Raw genomic sequence first — 16615 nt, 5'->3', positions numbered from 1 at the left:
TTCTTAAAATATAAATAATTATTTTATACTTATCTTAATTGTCATTTTTCGTTCGGGTATTCTTTTGCTAAGATAGAGTTAACACGAAAGGAGCGATTCGATGAAAAAAGTTTATGCAACAAGTCAAGCACCAGAAGCGATTGGTCCCTACTCTCAAGCCGTTGAGGTCGACAGTACGATCTATATTTCCGGTCAGATTCCTCTCGTCCCAGAAACAATGGAGATTGTAGGCGAATCTGTTGAAGAGCAAACCCAACAAGTGATGAAAAACATTGGTGCTATACTTGATCAAACGGGGTTAACGTATGATCACCTAGTTAAATTAACCATCTTACTTGATGACATGGGTGATTTTGCGACGGTAAATGATATCTATGCGAGCTATTTATATGAACCTTATCCTGCTCGAGCGGCATATGAAGTCAGCCAATTACCTAAAAACGTTAAAGTCGAGATTGAAGGCATCGCCAAACGCTTCTAAACTGGCCGATTAAGAGGTACTAAGAATTCATGGTACCTCTAAGGTCCTTTCACTAGCCAAATATCAAAAATCCATGTATCATAAAAAGTGTAAATTTATTTGATTTTTTTGAGAACTATCAAATAGTTTCAATTAAATCCATTAGTCTTTTGAGCTACTTTTTCACTATAGTTTTGTCACAGTTTATTTATAATTATTTTAATTTACAAATCTATATAAATTAGTTAATATAATAATGTATCATTTAATTCTAAGGAGGAATTATTTTATGGTAGACAAAAACAATCGTCTAACGACGTCTAGCGGTGCTCCTGTCGGCGATAATCAGAACTCGATTACAGCTGGCAAACGTGGTCCAACGCTAATTCAAGACGTTCATCTACTTGAAAAGTTAGCACACTTTGACCGCGAACGTATCCCAGAGCGTGTCGTTCACGCAAAAGGTGCAGGCGCTTTCGGTTATTTCGAAGTAACTAATGATGAAATTTCTAAGTATACAAAAGCAGATTTCTTAAACGAAAAAGGTAAACGCACACCAATGTTCGCTCGTTTCTCAACTGTTGCAGGTGAACAAGGTTCTGCTGATACACTACGTGACCCACGTGGTTTCGCATTGAAATTCTATACTGAAGAAGGTAACTATGACTTAGTTGGTAACAATACACCAATCTTCTTCATTCGTGATGCGGTCAAGTTCCCGGACTTCATCCACACACAAAAGCGTAACCCACAAACAAACTTAAAAGACAAAAACATGGTTTGGGATTTCTGGAGTAATTCACCAGAGTCATTACACCAAGTGACGTACCTACACGGTGACCGTGGTATTCCAGCGACTTACCGTCACATGAATGGTTACGGTAGCCACACGTATAAGTGGGTTAACGAAGAAGGAGAAGCATTCTGGGTTAAATATCACTTTGTTAGTGACCAGGGTGTGAAAGGCATGGACGAAAGTGTCGCTGATGAAATCGCAGGTACAAACCCTGACTATCACACAGAAGACCTTTTCAATTCAATTGATAAAGGTGATTATCCTTCTTGGACACTTTACGTACAAATCATTCCTTATAACGACTTCAAAGACTATGAATGGGATATTTTTGACGTTACCAAAACAGTAAGCAAAGAAGATTATCCTCGTATCGAAGTTGGTAAGATGGTCTTAAACCGCAACCCTGAAAACTATTTCGCAGAGGTTGAACAAGCAGCGTTATCTCCAGCTCACGTAGTGCCTGGTATCGAAGCATCACCAGACAAAATGTTACAAGGACGTCTATTCTCTTACTCAGATACTCAACGTTATCGTTTAGGCGTTAACCATGAACAATTACCCGTTAACCGTCCAGTAAATGAGCAAAACAACTATCAGCGTGGCGGTTACATGCAATATGGTGATCACGGTAGCAACATCAACTATGAACCTAATAGCTATGATGACGCACCGAAAGAAGATCCAGACAGCAAAGTACAATCATTTGATGTTGAAGGTGAAGTACTACAAGCACCTTACCCTAACGCTGACCATTACACACAAGCTGGTGACTTATATCGCCTTATGAGCGCTGATGAAAAAGATCGCCTCATCGAAGCAGTCGTAGGTCACTTAGGCCAGTGCACAATGGAAGAAGTTAAGAAACGTCAAATCGGTCACTTCTACAAAGCAGACCCTGAATACGGTCAACGTGTTGCAGACGGTCTTGGCATGGAAGTACCTGAAGATGTGAAAAAATAAACTTTGACTGATAAACCAGCCGCAACTTCATGCGGCTGGTTTTTTGTGTGTTCAACTCATCCGATTGTGCTAGTTCGTTTTCTGATACAGCGAATTCCTTTCTCGATACAGCGAATTCCTTTCTCGATACAGCGAATTCCTTTCAAAAAAGCTCGAGCGCAACATGCGCTCGAGCTTTTTAAAACCCACTATATGAATCTCGTGTAAACTGTCCATTTGCTTGATATAAATACTTTTCTGGTATTTGTTCTTCTACCTTTGGAAATAAATCTCGTTCTTCAAAACGGATATGATCTTGCAATAGTTGACCCAAAGCTTGCATCTCTTCTGTCATAGCACGCGTTGAGTGTCTCAGTTGGTGAACATAACCACGAACCTGCGCATGCTCATATAACATGCGTTTTACTGATTCATGATCAACTTCTTCACCATACGCGAGGTAAAGAGGAATCAGCACTGTTTCTTCATCATGAAAATGTTGATCACCGTCTTTCTCCCAAAACTCAATCAACTGCCTCAACATATCACGATATGAGTGCTTCTGTTTTTCCGTACCTACTTGAGTCATATTCACAGCCATCACTAAGGCATGATGGTGGTGATGGGACAGAGGATATAACGATTCATGTCGTTTCATTTTCAGACGCCCCCTTTTATATTACCAGAATTTATAACCTGGAGAACCTGGTGCAGGATTTTGAATAATATCAAATACTGGGATGGTATATGCAACTAAAATCAACGCAATCGCGATCCCAATCCACAGCTTCCAGTTTTCCAAAAGTTTCGGAGGGTTAGTACTTTCATCTAAGGCAGTGCCAATTGGAAATTCTTCTTGACCTAATGGTTCAGTTTTAGCTAAGCGAATAATTAATATGATAAACATAAAGATTGAGAACAATAATAATGTTCCACCTGCGGCCATCGCCGTCTCATAACTCCCCCATTGACTAGCGACTTCATGGCCGTTGTAATCAGTGTTTTGAGTACGGCGCGGATTGCCTGACAATCCTGAGAAGTGCATAGCTGCTGACATGATAAACATACCTATTGTCCACAATACAATTTGGAAATTAGCCAAACTATTCATTCGTTTCGTCAGCACGCGCCCTTTCAAATGCGGCACCAACCAATAAGCGATTCCAAAGAACGTTAAAATCACTGTTGCCCCTATTGTAATATGGAAGTGACCTGTGACCCAAATTGTATTATGAATGACTTGGTTCATTTGGTGACTCGCATTGATAATTCCGCCTGCTCCTGCTGGAATGAAGAATGCCATACCAATGAAAGCCGATAGAAAACGAACATCACTCCACGGTAAACCTTTGAACCATCCAAACACACCTTTATATCCTTTTTCACGTCCAGCCAACTCAAAACTTGCAAACATAGAAAAGGCAGTCATTAATGATGGTAAAATAACCGCGAACGTTAGGATAACTTGTAAGAACTTCCACGCCTCACTTATCCCTGGTTCTGTTAACTGATGGTGGAAACCAACAGGAATTGAGAATAAAATAAATAACAAAAAGGCTAATCGTGCTAATGAATCACTAAATATTTTACCACCAATCACTTTTGGTACGACTACATACCAAGCCATATAAGCTGGTAATAACCAGAAGTACACTAATGGATGCCCAAAATACCAGAATAATGTTCTACTTAAGGTGACATTAATTTCCTCAGACCAACCCAATGACCAAGGAATAAACTGAAAAAGCACTGCCGCAACTACACCTAATGTTGCAATTAACCATAAGACAATCGTTGCAACTGCCATAAACGCAAATAACGGCGTCTTTTGACCAGGATTAGCTTTTCGCCATCCATTGTATTGTGAAATGATGGCATAACTAGCAAAATACGTTCCGACGATCAATAATGCTAATGCAATATAAAACAAAGGTGATGCTTGTAATGGCGCATAGAAAGTATAAAGCACTGTTGCCTTATTCATTAAAATCATCACGACACCAAGAACCGTACCAATTATCATTAGAAGGTAACCAATCCAAGCTGCTTTACGCCGGTGTGAAGTGAATTCACCTGTTGTGCGTGAGATGCCTGCATACATAAACCCAAAAATAAATAATGTCGTAAACACTAATGCTAGCAATACTCCGTGAGCAGTCAGAATCTGATAATAGTTTAACTTAAATGGCAGTGTAATCGATTCACTACGAACTAAGGTTTGTAATAATCCTAATGATCCGCCAATAAACAGTGCGACAAATGCCGCGTAAATATGGTATAAACTTAACTTTACGTCATTTTGATTAACCACTTACTTCACCTCCAATTGAGCACTCATGAAATGGTGACCCGTTCCACAGTATTCATTACACAAGATTAAATACTCGCCTGTCTCATCAAAGGTATAAGTTGTTGAATTAACATACCCAGGTGTTGCCATCATATTGACTGTTGTCCCCGCAATTTCAAAACCATGTACCACATCTTTTGAAGCAATTTTAAAGTGCACCGTTGCATCTTCAGGTATTGTGATTTCATTAGGAGTGAATCCATAAGACTGTAAAATCATCACTAACTCATATTCATTTTCCCCAATTTCATGTAAACCTGGGTCATCAAACGGCTCTGTTTCTTCAAGATTCTGCGGATCCACTTTTGTTAAATCACTAGGTGCTCCGTGTCCAGAAGCAAAAGCTTGAATACCGACTGTTGTTAAAAATGCTACTAACGTGATAAACCCAATTGCTAACCATACTTTCTCTAACTTGTGTACATGCATAAACTCACTCTCCCCTCTTATTTATGAATTACATAAATCCTATAAAGATTCCGATCCACATCAATGTAATAATAATTCCAACGATTATAACCGAAATAAACGTGCCATAAAGTTTCGGTTCATTTTGGTCCGACTTCTTTCTTGAACTCATATTAACGCCCCCTCTTAAGAATCTAATCTCATCATACTAATCCTCAGGAGAATAATTTGTGATTTATATCACATTTGGAGCATAAAAAAATGACAGCTTTGTGATATTTCTCACAATGCTGCCATTTCATTAAAAGGCTTTGAAAAGATTCAACTGTTATATCCGATCTAATAACGCTTCATAATCGTGGACGATCACATAGTTTCGGTTATATGTAATAATATTTGCTTTCTTTAGTTGATTAAATGTGCGATTCACTGACTCACGTGTAACCCCGACCATATTAGCTAAGTCAGTATTCGTAATCGGTAAGTTTACAGTAATTTCACCACTTGTTTCATTTTCACCTAACTCATCTGTCAATTGAATTAGCATCGAAACCGTTCGTTCAAACACTGTTTTCGTACTAATTTGCTGGACACGAGATTGTAAATCTAAGATTTTCTTTCCCATCACTCGCATCACTTTGATTGAAATCTTGGGCTTTTGAATTAATAAATTCTCGAAAGCTTCAATTGGAATTGCAAGCAAGTGAGTATCTGTTAATGTAACAGCAGTCGCAGGATAAGGGGAATCATCAAAAAAACCTACATGCGGAAACATATCATTTGAGTGAATGAAATTAATCACTTGTTCTTGGCCACTCTCACTCACTTTGTAAACTTTGATCAATCCAGAAATCACAAAAAAGACAGCATCACGCGCTTCTCCTTGATGAAAAACAACATTACCTTTTTTCATATCACGCTGATTAGCAATATCATTCACTTCTTGTAATTCTTCATCAGCTAAATCCTGAAAAATTGGAAATTGGCGAAAGAATCCCATTGAATAAGTCATGATATCTCCCTTTCTGGATGATTGTTCCCCATAACCCCTACAAACTTAAACTATTGAATGGTATAAACTTTAAGACGATCGACCCATTCGTCTCAAGAAATTCAACCAGTCACCTCGACTAGGTAATCGCCAGTCATACATAACTGAGAGCATTCTTAACGTAATGATTAAGGACAATAATATCATATATTCCATCATCTCATCAGCTAAGCCAACACCAATTACAATCGCACCTAACACAGCCCACATCGCATAAATTTCTTTATGTAATACAAGTGGTTTCCGACCCGCAAGGACATCTCGCACCATTCCGCCCCCTGTTCCTGTGATGACACTTCCTACAATAATTGCTGGTAACGGATAGCCAGCTGCTACAGCAAAGAGCGCCCCTTGAACAGCAAAGGAGGATAAGCCGATAGAGTCAAAGAATGCGCCCCATTTGGCCCAACCTGTTAAAAACCAATGAAACGGGATGAAAAATAATAACGTTAACGTGATAAATGCAATTAAAAACAACATGCTTTGATTCCATACTTCTGAAACTGGTAAACCTAAGACAACGTGTCGTATGAGGCCACCACCAAAGGCAGTCGTAAAGCCAAGTAAATAAACACCAAAAAGATCATATCGTTCTTCTAAGGCAACAATCGCTCCACTAATAGCAAATGCCATTGTGCCAATCACATTTAAAATTTCCCACGTCATTTCAACACCCCCATTGATTTCAACTTTAAACAAAGACTTATATTATTTTAACAAATAATGTCGGGATGTGTGACGTGTTCAAAGAAAACTTTATAAAAGAACTAAAAAAAGGCCGACATATGTCAGCCTTTTTCACTTACTTCATTTGGTTTTGCGCTTTAGCAATACCTGAATGCATCGATTCATGAGATGTTGCAAATTTAATCGCATCTTCAACGGTTTCTAAGTGAAACATGTCAAATGCCATTGATTGATCTAATTTACCTGAAACTAATTCTTGTAATTTCTGATTATGCACGGATAATTGTTCAATTAACGCATCTTTCGTAGGTACTACTTTATCTTCCCATTCGTTTGGACTCGTTCCACGTGCGAATAGCTCAGCATAACCTTCTGGTACTAAGCTACTTTCACCCAAAGCACCTGTGACCAAACTATCCGTTGTGACTAAAGCATGACCAATGTTCCAACGCGGATTGTTGTTAAAACCTTGAGGAATTCGATCTAAATCTTCTTCTGTCATCGATTCTGTTAATTTAATTAAACCATTGCGCCAAAAGTCCATATCTGCAAAAATTGTTTGTTCGTTCATTTCCTCATCCCTCCTAACTTCATCATAGCAAAAGCCCGATTTAAACGAAAATAACCTGCATAAGAAAAGCATCTCAACCTAAGGATTGAGATGCTTCTCATTAGTCTAAAATTCGATTGTTATCATCAACATTGCTTAAGTGACGATTTTCCTCTTGGTCATAGACTGAAACAAAACCGTCACCGCCACAAACTGTGCAAGTATAGCGCCATTCCTCATCGTCCATTAATAGACCAGCGCCATCACATGCCTTACAACGCGAATCCTGTGAACCCATTTAGACACCACTTTCTTGTTTGTTTTTCACCCAGTTAATAATGCCTCCTGCTAGTATTATGTCCAAATGGCGGTCAGTTAAACTGTGTTTAACTCGAATTGTTTCATCTTTTCCTTTGATACCAACATCAAATTCATAAGACTCTTGGATTTTATTACGGACATCGGTGAATTCTAAGACATCATCTTGTTCCACCTTATCATAATCACTTTCATTCACGAACGTTAGCGGTAAAATACCGAAGTTAATTAAATTTTGTAAGTGGATTCGCGCAAAGTCCTTCGTTATAGCAGCTTTCATACCAAGATATCTTGGCGCAAGTGCAGCGTGCTCACGGCTTGAACCTTGACCATAGTTATATCCGCCAATTACAGCGTGACCACTTTCATTTCTAATATTCATTGCCCGTTCGTAGTACTGATCATCAACGATTTCAAATGTAAACGCACTAATCTTAGGTAGGTTACTACGATACGGTAGAACGCGTGAACCACCAGCTAAGATCTCATCGGTTGAAATGTTATCTCCCATCTTCAGTAGGACTGGCACTTCAAACTGATCTTGTAGTGGATTCATTTGCGGGATCGAGCTAATATTAGGTCCTTTCTCAAGTTCCACTTTTAATCCTTCAGCAGGTGTTGATGGCGCTTCTAACATGTGTTTTTCTTTTTGGAAATCGACCTTTGTTGGCTCTTTAATCTTCGGATAACTCATATCAAGCGTACGAGGATCCGTGATCTTACCTGTTAGAGCAGATGCAGCTGCTGTTTCAGGACTACATAAGAATACACTGTCTTCTTTCGTACCTGAACGACCAGGGAAGTTACGAGGCGTCGTTCTTAAACTGTTTTTCCCTGAAGCTGGCGCCTGCCCCATACCAATACATCCATTACAACCTGCTTGGTGAAGACGAGCTCCAGCTTGAAGTAAGCTTGCGATATGGCCATCTTCCACCAGTTGCGTTAGGATCTGACGAGATGATGGGTTAATATCAAGCGATAACCCTTCAGCAATATGTTTATCTTTAACAATCTCAGCTACAATAGCAAAGTCACGATAACCAGGGTTAGCTGATGAACCAATGTATGATTGATAGAGCGGTTCTCCTGCCACTTCAGTAACAGGTACGACTTTACCAGGACTTGAAGGTTTAGCAATTAACGGCTCTAATTGTGAAAGATCAATCTCTTCTTCAATATCATACTCAGCGCCACGATCAGCTGATAATTCTTCAAATTCTTCTTCACGACCTTGCACTTTCATGAAGTGTTTCACTTCTTTATCCGCTGGGAAAACCGTACCTGTTGCACCAAGCTCAGCTCCCATATTCGCAATCACGTGACGATCCATGGCTGATAATTCTTTAACACCTGGACCATAATATTCAATCACCTTGCCGACGCCACCTTTTACATCATGACGACGTAATAACTCAAGAATTACATCTTTGGCACTGACCCAATCAGGTAGCTTACCAGTTAACTTAATGCCCCAAACTTCTGGCATTTTAATGTAATAAGGCTCTCCTGCAATCGCTAAGGCAACATCAATACCACCTGCACCCATCGCAAGCATTCCCATAGAACCGTTTGCACACGTGTGACTGTCTGAACCTAATAATGTCTTACCTGGACGAGCTAGTTTTTGCATATGAACAGGGTGACTGACCCCATTACCCGGGCGACTATAATAAATGCCAAAACGATTAGCTGCACTACGTAAGAACATATGATCATCTGGGTTCCGATAATCATCTTGGATTAAGTTATGGTCAACATATTGGGCAGAGACTTCTGTTTTAGCTTGATCAATACCCATTGCTTCAAGCTCAAGCATGACCATGGTACCCGTCGCATCCTGCGTTAATGTCTGATCAATTTGTAACCCGATTTCTTCACCAGGTGTCATCTCACCTGAAACTAAATGTTCAGAAATGAGTTTTTGTGTTACGTTCATTTTCATAAGCTTAAATCCCCTTTCAATAATGATCCGTACTTTCACTCTACATATTGTTCAATATACCCTTCTTCTAAATATCTTAAACACCCACCACATCAGCTATTACCAACTATATCCTGTTCAAGTTGGAGAAAATTAGTCAAAAAATATTAAAAAATATTTGTTTAGATTCACAGTCCATGTTATATTTTTTATAATTCTTACATAACTTTAATAAATAAAAGCGTTTAAGCGATTTAGTATAAAAGCGCTAAAAAGGAGAGGTAACATGCAGACAATTAAACCAAAATCAGTCCCTAAACATTTACGAAAATACACGGTTGACCAGAACTATGAAAACTATACAGCGATTAATCATGCCGTTTGGCGTTATGTGATGCGACAAAATCATAATTTGCTAAAAGATAAAGCTCATGAAGCCTACACAGATGGACTTAAAGCATCTGCTATATCAATTGAACAAATACCTAATGTCGATGAGATGAATGAAAGTTTAGCACAATTTGGCTGGGGTGCCGCGACAATTGATGGTTTTATTCCAGGTGTGGCATTTTTCGAATTTCAAGCACATGGTATTCTCCCTGTCGTTAATGAAATACGGAAATTAGAGAACATATTATACACACCAGCGCCTGACATTATTCATGAGGCGGCGGGACACGCTCCGATTTTAGCCGACCCTGAATACTCTGCTTTCGTCAAACGATTTGGTGAAATTGGAATGAAAGCATTAGCGACGAAAGAAGAACACGACCACTTTGAAGCCGTCCGCCACTACTCTAATTTATTAGAAAAAGGTGAAGCGACAGACGAACAAATTCTTGAAGCAAAACAACAAGTAGAGGAACGTGAGGCACAGATTACCGAATTATCTGAAGCGCAGATCGTAGGACGGTTCTACTGGTGGACAGTTGAATTTGGTCTTATCGGAACACTCGATGACCCAAAAATATATGGCGCCGGTTTACTATCTTCTGTCGGCGAAGGATCTAACGCATTGAGCGATGATGTAGATAAGTTACCATTTGATAAGGAAACAGTCATCAAAACAGATTTTGATATTACGAAACCACAACCTCATTTATTTGTATGTGAAAGTTTCGGACAATTATCAGAAGCTGCTGAAGAACTCGCACAATCAATGGCCTTTATGCAAGGTGGTACTGAAAGTTTAGATAAAGCCGTTAAGTCAGGTCATACAGCAACAGCAGTGATGTCATCAGGTCTACAGATTACAGGCACAATCGCTGATTTACTTAAGAACGACCAAGGAGAAGCGATTTGGTTCACCACAGACGGAGCAACAGCTCTAGCCGTGGATGATCAACAATTAGTCGGACACGGTTCAGAGCAATATCCAGAAGGGTTCCAGGCTCCAATCGGTGAAGTTATCAATTTAGACCAACCACTTGAAACATTAACAGATGACGAATTAGTAGCTAATGGTATTCATGAAGGTGAACGAGTCTCATTGATTTATAATAGTGGAATAGAAATCAATGGTGAGGTTGAGTCAATCATCAAACGATATGACAAAGTTGTTCTCTTAAGACTCAAGAACGGCCATGCGTCACTTGGTCAACATTCACTTGTGACATTTGAGGAAGAGTCATTTGATTTAGCAATTGGCATGTCTGTTATATCTGTGTTTGCAGGCGCAGCAGACGGTGAGAGTTTCCATACCGCTCACGAAAATGAAAACGAGGGCACGGAATCGACTGAAGACACGCCATTAAATGCCTTGTTTGCTGAAATTCGCGAGATTCGTGAGAACAATCCGACTGTGGAAGCCATAAAGAAAATCCACCAAGAATTAAACGAAAACCATCCTCATGAATGGTTATCACGGCTTGAGTTGCTCGAAATATTAAACGACATAGCCCCAAACGATCCATTAACAACCAGAGTCGAAACGGAATTGCATGAATTACAAGAAGTTAACGATGAACTACACACGTTAATTGAACGAGGATTATCCATTATAGAATAAACATAAAAACGGGAGAGAATATGATTACTCTCCCGTTTTGTATGTTCAAAAACTACTGAGCCGTGATAAGCTAACAATAAAGTAGGTGATCATGATGCTCTTAAGAAAGTTTTACGCCTTTTTACTAACGTCAATATGTTTAATTCCAATCGTGACGATTACATTAAGTTTTACAAGTACTATTTCTTTCACCATTCTATTACTGATGGTCGCTTTGTATGTCATCGGTTGCCTTATTTCCTATGGCATTCCCTCATCCGTATTAAGCGATGTTTTGACTTATAAATTAAAACCTAAAAACCGCAAAAAGTCAGCGCTCATTTGGCATCTTATATTCGGATTTAGCTTTATTTTTACCCTCGGTTTATTAGCAGACCCCTCTAAACTCATGCAAGAATTTAACCATTATATTGCAGACATGTATGGTCTACTTATAGCTAGTGTGTTAGCCGCTTTGATGATTTGGTTCTTTGACGAACGAATCCGTGAAAAACGGTCAAACCACTAATTCTCTAATGCGTAATCAACAGCCCGTGTGACGTGAATTTGAGACGTATCAAAAACAGGCACTGTCACATCGTGTGATTTAATCAATAACCCAATCTCTGTACAGCCAAAAATCACCCCTTCTGCACCCTGCTGTACAAGTCGATTAATCACATCTATATAATACTCTCTTGAATGGTCATGGAATTCACCTAAAACTAACTCGTCAAAAATAATTCGATGGACACGATTCTGATCAGTCTCATTAGGTACTAATACTTCTAAATTCTGTTCAGCTATTCGTCCTTTATAAAATTCTTGTTCCATTGTATACTTCGTTCCTAATAATGCGACACGATTTAGACCCTGTGCTTTTATGGCGTCAGCTGTTGCATCAGCAATATGAATGGTCGGAACTTCAATTGCCTTGTCAATCTGATCGATTACTTTATGCATCGTATTGGTAGCTAAGACAATCACGTCAGCTCCAGCTAATTCAAGCTTCTTCCCTGCTTCTGCTAACACTTGTCCAGCCTTATCCCATTCACCTTCAGCCTGATAACGTTCAATCTCAGCAAAATCCACACTATAAATCATGCACTCAGCAGAATGAAGCCCGCCTAAACGTTCCTTCACTTGTCTATTCATTTCCTGATAATACTCAGCGGTCGACTCCCAACTCATACCACCAATCACACCAATTGTTTTCATTACAATACCACCTTCCGACAAAATCAAATTATTTCCCGGGTAATATGACGTGTCTCGATGATTATTTCCCGACAATGAAATATAAACTGTACCCTCAGCCTAATCCAGTAAATTATTAGCATTATGTTAGTTCAAGTACTATTATAAGTCAAATATCCAAGACAATTCATACTCCATGCATCAAACTGTAGCTATCCAAGGAATTCGAATAATTAATGATTGAAACAACGTATTGTTGAGTGGTATGCTTTACAAGCGATTTAGCTACAATATTCGCTAATTAATACAGCAGTTACCCAAAACCTGCTATAAAAAAATTAAGGAGATGAACAAATTGAACGAGATTTTATTTTTTGTGACTTTAGCCATTAACTTTATAGGAATATTGTTATTCTATAAATTATTTGGGAAAACTGGATTATTTGCTTGGATTGCTTTTGCAACAGTGATTGCGAATATAGAAGTTGTTAAAAGCGTCAATATATTCGGTTTAGAAGCAACACTCGGAAATGTCGTCTATGCGACGATCTTTTTAGCCACAGATTTATTAAATGAGAAGTACGGAAAAGAAGAAGCGCGTAAGAGTGTATTTGTTGGACTAGCTTCGATGGCGTTTTTCGTCATCATGATTCAAGTCGACTTAAATTATGTGCCGAACTCTGAAGATTTCGCGCATGAACCAATGGAAACATTGTTCAGTATTACACCAAGAATCATGATCGCAAGCTTTGTGGCCTACTTCATTTCTCAACTACTTGATGTTTATATATTTGACGCCATTAAACGTAAAACAGATGGCAAGTTTTTATTTATTCGAAATAATATCAGTACCGCAGCAAGTCAATTAGTGGACAGCTTCATCTTCACTTTCATTGCCTTTCTTGGTGTATTTGGTTTCAGCACAGTCGTTATGATTGGAATTACGACGTACCTTTTAAAACTTCTTGTAGCGATCTTAGACACACCGATTATTTACCTTGCCCGTAAAATGAACGGTCCAGTAAAAGAATAAATAAACCTAACCACCGTCCTGATTAGAACGGTGGTTATTTTATGATTTATTATTCATCATTCGTACATATCAGATCACCCATAAGCACATACTACGCGTGTTAACTTTCAGAAAGGGTGAACATGATGGGAAAAGATGAACACAAAGGAAAAAGTAAAAAGCCACTTGGGCAAACACCACAAAATCAACAAGTCGAATCTAAGGATGTTGAATTTGCAGAAGACTTAGCCGATAGCGCTGATTTCGAAGCACAACGAAGAGCTGCCGAAGCAGAAGAACGCACACGACAGGAAAAACATAATAAACGACGATCATTATAATACTAAAGCCCCGAAGTGACTCATTTACTTACTGAAAAGTCACTTCGGGGCTTTTTTTGGTGAGTCCTTCCATTCATAATTAAAAATCACAGAGTGCTAAAACAGGAAGACGAAATGCCACCAGATGAAGAATGTCACATTCATAACTAAAATCACAGAGTGCTAAAACGATTATCTTGTATGTTTTCGAGTTCTTCGAGTCACATTCATAACTAAAATCACAGAGTGCTAAAACTGGTTGGCTCCCACGAAATTCGAGCCTAGCGTCACATTCATAACTAAAATCACAGAGTGCTAAAACCCACAGGTTGTCCGTAAGGCATGTTGCGAAGTCACATTCATAACTAAAATCACAGAGTGCTAAAACTCTCATTGAATTTTTTGAGTGTTCTCGACTGTCACATTCATAACTAAAATCACAGAGTGCTAAAACTAGAGGACATTTACGCATGTAGCCCATATAGTCACATTCATAACTAAAATCACAGAGTGCTAAAACATGCCTCTTGTGCTACGGCATAGTTTTGAGGTCACATTCATAACTAAAATCACAGAGTGCTAAAACAACCGCTGTCTGCTGAAATGTCACCTGTGAGTCACATTCATAACTAAAATCACAGAGTGCTAAAACGATTTCCATTCCCATTTGTGCATGGTCGATGTCACATTCATAACTAAAATCACAGAGTGCTAAAACCTTTGTTATCTTGATAGTATTGAAGTGCGTGTCACATTCATAACTAAAATCACAGAGTGCTAAAACCGGTGTATTTAGTCATGTGATTGTTCTCGCGTCACATTCATAACTAAAATCACAGAGTGCTAAAACTATGTTCATGTTAGAAGGTCAGAAAGAACAGTCACATTCATAACTAAAATCACAGAGTGCTAAAACGTTCGGATCTCGATCTCGTAATGATCGCCAGTCACATTCATAACTAAAATCACAGAGTGCTAAAACCAAACGCCACATCTTCTCGAATTGGTTCACGTCACATTCATAACTAAAATCACAGAGTGCTAAAACCGGTGTCATCGTGCATGAGCACCCAATGACGTCACATTCATAACTAAAATCACAGAGTGCTAAAACATGTCAAAATACTGCTCACCTGAGTCCTGAGTCACATTCATAACTAAAATCACAGAGTGCTAAAACACTGCGGAGACAGTGACAAAGCGAGCGACTGTCACATTCATAACTAAAATCACAGAGTGCTAAAACCTGAATAACCGAGAACGACGATAGAAAACAGTCACATTCATAACTAAAATCACAGAGTGCTAAAACAACAGAAACAATCCTTGAACGAGGTGAGCGGTCACATTCATAACTAAAATCACAGAGTGCTAAAACCAACATCACGATTGGTTAGCACCGTTAACTGTCACATTAATAACTAAAATCACAGAGTGCTAAAACTGTTCTTCCAAAACTCCTTGATTTGCATTTGTCACATTCATAACTAAAATCACAGAGTGCTAAAACATAGGAATGGCTATCATGTTCGGGTTTTCGGTCACATTCATAACTAAAATCACAGAGTGCTAAAACCTCTAATGAAAATATATCATAATTTTTCATACATCTCCATGACGTACTTATATACCGGCAGATCAACGTTTTCCTCTTTTAAGTCCAACCTGAATGGAAAATCCATTTTCATAAACAAAAAAACAACAATGTATAAACTAATAGAATCAAAAACGATAATATCGGCATTTCGATAATTTGAAATTAACGGGTTTAATTCAAATACATTTATATGTTTGTTAACCACTGATTCTACATGCTTTTTAAGTTGGGTTTCATCGTAATCCAAAGGACTGTGCCATTCTAATTCTTCTAATAGTTCATCAGTAAACAATTGCTGATCTTCAATATAATAATTTTGATAATTGATTTGATCTGTCAAAAACAAAGTAGACTTAGTAACTACAAACACTGGAATATCTTTACTAATTTGTTTTAATAATTCTTTCATTTCTCTTTGTTCATATGGACTCAAATAAAGTTCTGGATATAGATAGAAGATTATTTTTTTACCTGAAACAGACTTTTTTAAGTACTGTTTTATAATTGGAAGTAATACCTTAGCTTGTGTTAAGAAATCGTTCGTTTCTTCATAATATTGGTCAACAAGCCCCGTGTTAAACTCAATCATTTTTAAATAGGCATCGACCGAGAAATGCTTTAAGACAACAGGATGCTCTGGCAAAGCTTGTTCAGCCAAATCTTCCATCAAGGTATTAATCGTTTGAATATAGCCATCTGTCTCTACATGATTTAACAGTGAGTGCTTCATTTGTTGTTTTAACAACGATTTTGATCCTATCTTAGCTTCCTCTAACACCATCTCATTTGATAATTGGAAGGCTTGCATATACTGACTTTCCACATCAGCAAAATCATTCTGTTTATCTTTAACAGTCACAGCCTCTTTCACTTTAGATTTCGGTTGAAAATAATTAACCACTGAATCAATCAAATGACTTTCACTCGTTGTATAGTTCACAAATAGCGAACTATAAGAACCAATATTAACCTGAAACGATTGATCATGAACATTTATTAACCATTTTTCTTCCAATCAAATC

Annotated in this window: 17 protein-coding genes and 1 CRISPR repeat array; of the genes, 6 read left to right on the top strand and 11 right to left on the bottom strand. The window is 38.4% G+C overall.

All coding sequences use genetic code 11. The features are described from left to right. Positions 1 to 100: 100 nt before the first annotated feature. Complete coding sequence (locus ACKXGF_RS01980; RefSeq protein ID WP_411954641.1) at positions 101 to 481, top strand: RidA family protein; 381 nt, start codon at positions 101 to 103, stop codon at positions 479 to 481. Between the two features lie 268 nt (positions 482 to 749). Continuing rightward, positions 750 to 2216: a catalase gene (locus tag ACKXGF_RS01975; protein ID WP_411954640.1), complete on the top strand. Its 1467-nt coding sequence runs from the start codon at positions 750 to 752 to the stop codon at positions 2214 to 2216. A 178-nt stretch (positions 2217 to 2394) separates the two neighbouring features. Here the strand turns inward: ACKXGF_RS01975 and ACKXGF_RS01970 are convergent, their stop codons facing one another. From ACKXGF_RS01970 to ACKXGF_RS01930, 9 genes are all read right to left on the bottom strand, one after another. Next, positions 2395 to 2853, bottom strand: a complete 459-nt coding sequence (locus ACKXGF_RS01970) for a hemerythrin domain-containing protein (RefSeq protein ID WP_411954639.1) — start codon at positions 2851 to 2853, stop codon at positions 2395 to 2397. A gap of 21 nt (positions 2854 to 2874) precedes the next feature. Beyond that, positions 2875 to 4506 carry a b(o/a)3-type cytochrome-c oxidase subunit 1 gene (locus ACKXGF_RS01965; protein WP_411954638.1) on the bottom strand — a complete coding sequence of 544 codons (1632 nt, stop codon included), beginning with the start codon at positions 4504 to 4506 and terminating at the stop codon, positions 2875 to 2877. Next, positions 4507 to 4974 carry a cytochrome c oxidase subunit II gene (locus tag ACKXGF_RS01960; RefSeq protein WP_411954637.1) on the bottom strand — a complete coding sequence of 156 codons (468 nt, stop codon included), beginning with the start codon at positions 4972 to 4974 and terminating at the stop codon, positions 4507 to 4509. It lies immediately after the preceding gene. A 28-nt stretch (positions 4975 to 5002) separates the two neighbouring features. Further along, positions 5003 to 5125: a hypothetical protein gene (locus ACKXGF_RS01955; RefSeq protein ID WP_411954636.1), complete on the bottom strand. Its 123-nt coding sequence runs from the start codon at positions 5123 to 5125 to the stop codon at positions 5003 to 5005. Between the two features lie 156 nt (positions 5126 to 5281). After that, the gene (locus ACKXGF_RS01950) at positions 5282 to 5965 is read right to left on the bottom strand and encodes a Crp/Fnr family transcriptional regulator (RefSeq protein WP_411954635.1); all 684 of its coding nucleotides are present in this window, start codon (positions 5963 to 5965) and stop codon (positions 5282 to 5284) included. A gap of 69 nt (positions 5966 to 6034) precedes the next feature. Continuing rightward, complete coding sequence (locus tag ACKXGF_RS01945) at positions 6035 to 6670, bottom strand: trimeric intracellular cation channel family protein (RefSeq protein ID WP_411954634.1); 636 nt, start codon at positions 6668 to 6670, stop codon at positions 6035 to 6037. 136 nt (positions 6671 to 6806) lie between these two features. Beyond that, positions 6807 to 7262, bottom strand: a complete 456-nt coding sequence (locus tag ACKXGF_RS01940; protein ID WP_411954633.1) for a DinB family protein — start codon at positions 7260 to 7262, stop codon at positions 6807 to 6809. A gap of 100 nt (positions 7263 to 7362) precedes the next feature. Beyond that, on the bottom strand, positions 7363 to 7539 hold the full coding sequence (locus ACKXGF_RS01935; RefSeq protein ID WP_411954632.1) for a hypothetical protein: 177 nt from the start codon (positions 7537 to 7539) through the stop codon (positions 7363 to 7365). Then, positions 7540 to 9501, bottom strand: a complete 1962-nt coding sequence (locus ACKXGF_RS01930) for an aconitate hydratase (RefSeq protein ID WP_411954631.1) — start codon at positions 9499 to 9501, stop codon at positions 7540 to 7542. A 265-nt stretch (positions 9502 to 9766) separates the two neighbouring features. Here ACKXGF_RS01930 and ACKXGF_RS01925 point away from each other — a divergent pair, with 265 nt between their 5' ends. Beyond that, on the top strand, positions 9767 to 11488 hold the full coding sequence (locus ACKXGF_RS01925; RefSeq protein WP_411954630.1) for an aromatic amino acid hydroxylase: 1722 nt from the start codon (positions 9767 to 9769) through the stop codon (positions 11486 to 11488). 94 nt (positions 11489 to 11582) lie between these two features. Beyond that, positions 11583 to 11996, top strand: a complete 414-nt coding sequence (locus ACKXGF_RS01920; protein WP_411954629.1) for a hypothetical protein — start codon at positions 11583 to 11585, stop codon at positions 11994 to 11996. Here ACKXGF_RS01920 and ACKXGF_RS01915 read toward each other — a convergent pair. Continuing rightward, positions 11993 to 12685, bottom strand: coding sequence for an aspartate/glutamate racemase family protein (locus ACKXGF_RS01915; RefSeq protein WP_411954628.1), 693 nt, complete (start codon positions 12683 to 12685; stop codon positions 11993 to 11995). The two genes, ACKXGF_RS01920 and ACKXGF_RS01915, sit on opposite strands and share 4 nt — an antisense overlap. Positions 12686 to 13019: 334 nt before the next feature. On the opposite strand from ACKXGF_RS01915, the gene ACKXGF_RS01910 reads away from it, so the two are divergent. After that, complete coding sequence (locus ACKXGF_RS01910; RefSeq protein WP_411954627.1) at positions 13020 to 13697, top strand: queuosine precursor transporter; 678 nt, start codon at positions 13020 to 13022, stop codon at positions 13695 to 13697. A 125-nt stretch (positions 13698 to 13822) separates the two neighbouring features. Beyond that, on the top strand, positions 13823 to 14017 hold the full coding sequence (locus ACKXGF_RS01905) for a YfhD family protein (RefSeq protein ID WP_167262165.1): 195 nt from the start codon (positions 13823 to 13825) through the stop codon (positions 14015 to 14017). Positions 14018 to 14150: 133 nt separating this feature from the next. Further along, positions 14151 to 15572: direct repeats of the CRISPR family, unit length 36 nt; unit sequence GTCACATTCATAACTAAAATCACAGAGTGCTAAAAC. 16 nt (positions 15573 to 15588) lie between these two features. Here ACKXGF_RS01905 and ACKXGF_RS01900 read toward each other — a convergent pair. Then, a complete protein-coding gene (locus ACKXGF_RS01900; RefSeq protein WP_411954626.1) occupies positions 15589 to 16608 on the bottom strand; it encodes a hypothetical protein in 1020 nt (339 codons plus the stop codon). Positions 16609 to 16615: the final 7 nt, after the last annotated feature.

The sequence above is a fragment of the Alkalibacillus sp. S2W genome, assembly GCF_046764385.1.
GTDB lineage: Bacteria > Bacillota > Bacilli > Bacillales > Alkalibacillaceae > Alkalibacillus > Alkalibacillus almallahensis.
Note: the sequence above shows the minus strand (reverse complement) of the source record. Positions and strands in the feature narration are given on the sequence as shown.

What these genes read in the sequence shown, in the direction of transcription:
- ACKXGF_RS01940 (WP_411954633.1), bottom strand. Translation starts at nt 7,262, where the DNA reads ATGAACGAACAAACAATTTTTGCAGATATGGACTTTTGGCGCAATGGT.
- ACKXGF_RS01960 (WP_411954637.1), bottom strand. Translation starts at nt 4,974, where the DNA reads ATGCATGTACACAAGTTAGAGAAAGTATGGTTAGCAATTGGGTTTATC.
- ACKXGF_RS01975 (WP_411954640.1), top strand. Translation starts at nt 750, where the DNA reads ATGGTAGACAAAAACAATCGTCTAACGACGTCTAGCGGTGCTCCTGTC.
- ACKXGF_RS01970 (WP_411954639.1), bottom strand. Translation starts at nt 2,853, where the DNA reads ATGAAACGACATGAATCGTTATATCCTCTGTCCCATCACCACCATCAT.
- ACKXGF_RS01905 (WP_167262165.1), top strand. Translation starts at nt 13,823, where the DNA reads ATGGGAAAAGATGAACACAAAGGAAAAAGTAAAAAGCCACTTGGGCAA.
- ACKXGF_RS01935 (WP_411954632.1), bottom strand. Translation starts at nt 7,539, where the DNA reads ATGGGTTCACAGGATTCGCGTTGTAAGGCATGTGATGGCGCTGGTCTA.
- ACKXGF_RS01945 (WP_411954634.1), bottom strand. Translation starts at nt 6,670, where the DNA reads ATGACGTGGGAAATTTTAAATGTGATTGGCACAATGGCATTTGCTATT.
- ACKXGF_RS01930 (WP_411954631.1), bottom strand. Translation starts at nt 9,501, where the DNA reads ATGAAAATGAACGTAACACAAAAACTCATTTCTGAACATTTAGTTTCA.
- ACKXGF_RS01950 (WP_411954635.1), bottom strand. Translation starts at nt 5,965, where the DNA reads ATGACTTATTCAATGGGATTCTTTCGCCAATTTCCAATTTTTCAGGAT.
- ACKXGF_RS01980 (WP_411954641.1), top strand. Translation starts at nt 101, where the DNA reads ATGAAAAAAGTTTATGCAACAAGTCAAGCACCAGAAGCGATTGGTCCC.
- ACKXGF_RS01955 (WP_411954636.1), bottom strand. Translation starts at nt 5,125, where the DNA reads ATGAGTTCAAGAAAGAAGTCGGACCAAAATGAACCGAAACTTTATGGC.
- ACKXGF_RS01925 (WP_411954630.1), top strand. Translation starts at nt 9,767, where the DNA reads ATGCAGACAATTAAACCAAAATCAGTCCCTAAACATTTACGAAAATAC.
- ACKXGF_RS01915 (WP_411954628.1), bottom strand. Translation starts at nt 12,685, where the DNA reads ATGAAAACAATTGGTGTGATTGGTGGTATGAGTTGGGAGTCGACCGCT.
- ACKXGF_RS01920 (WP_411954629.1), top strand. Translation starts at nt 11,583, where the DNA reads ATGCTCTTAAGAAAGTTTTACGCCTTTTTACTAACGTCAATATGTTTA.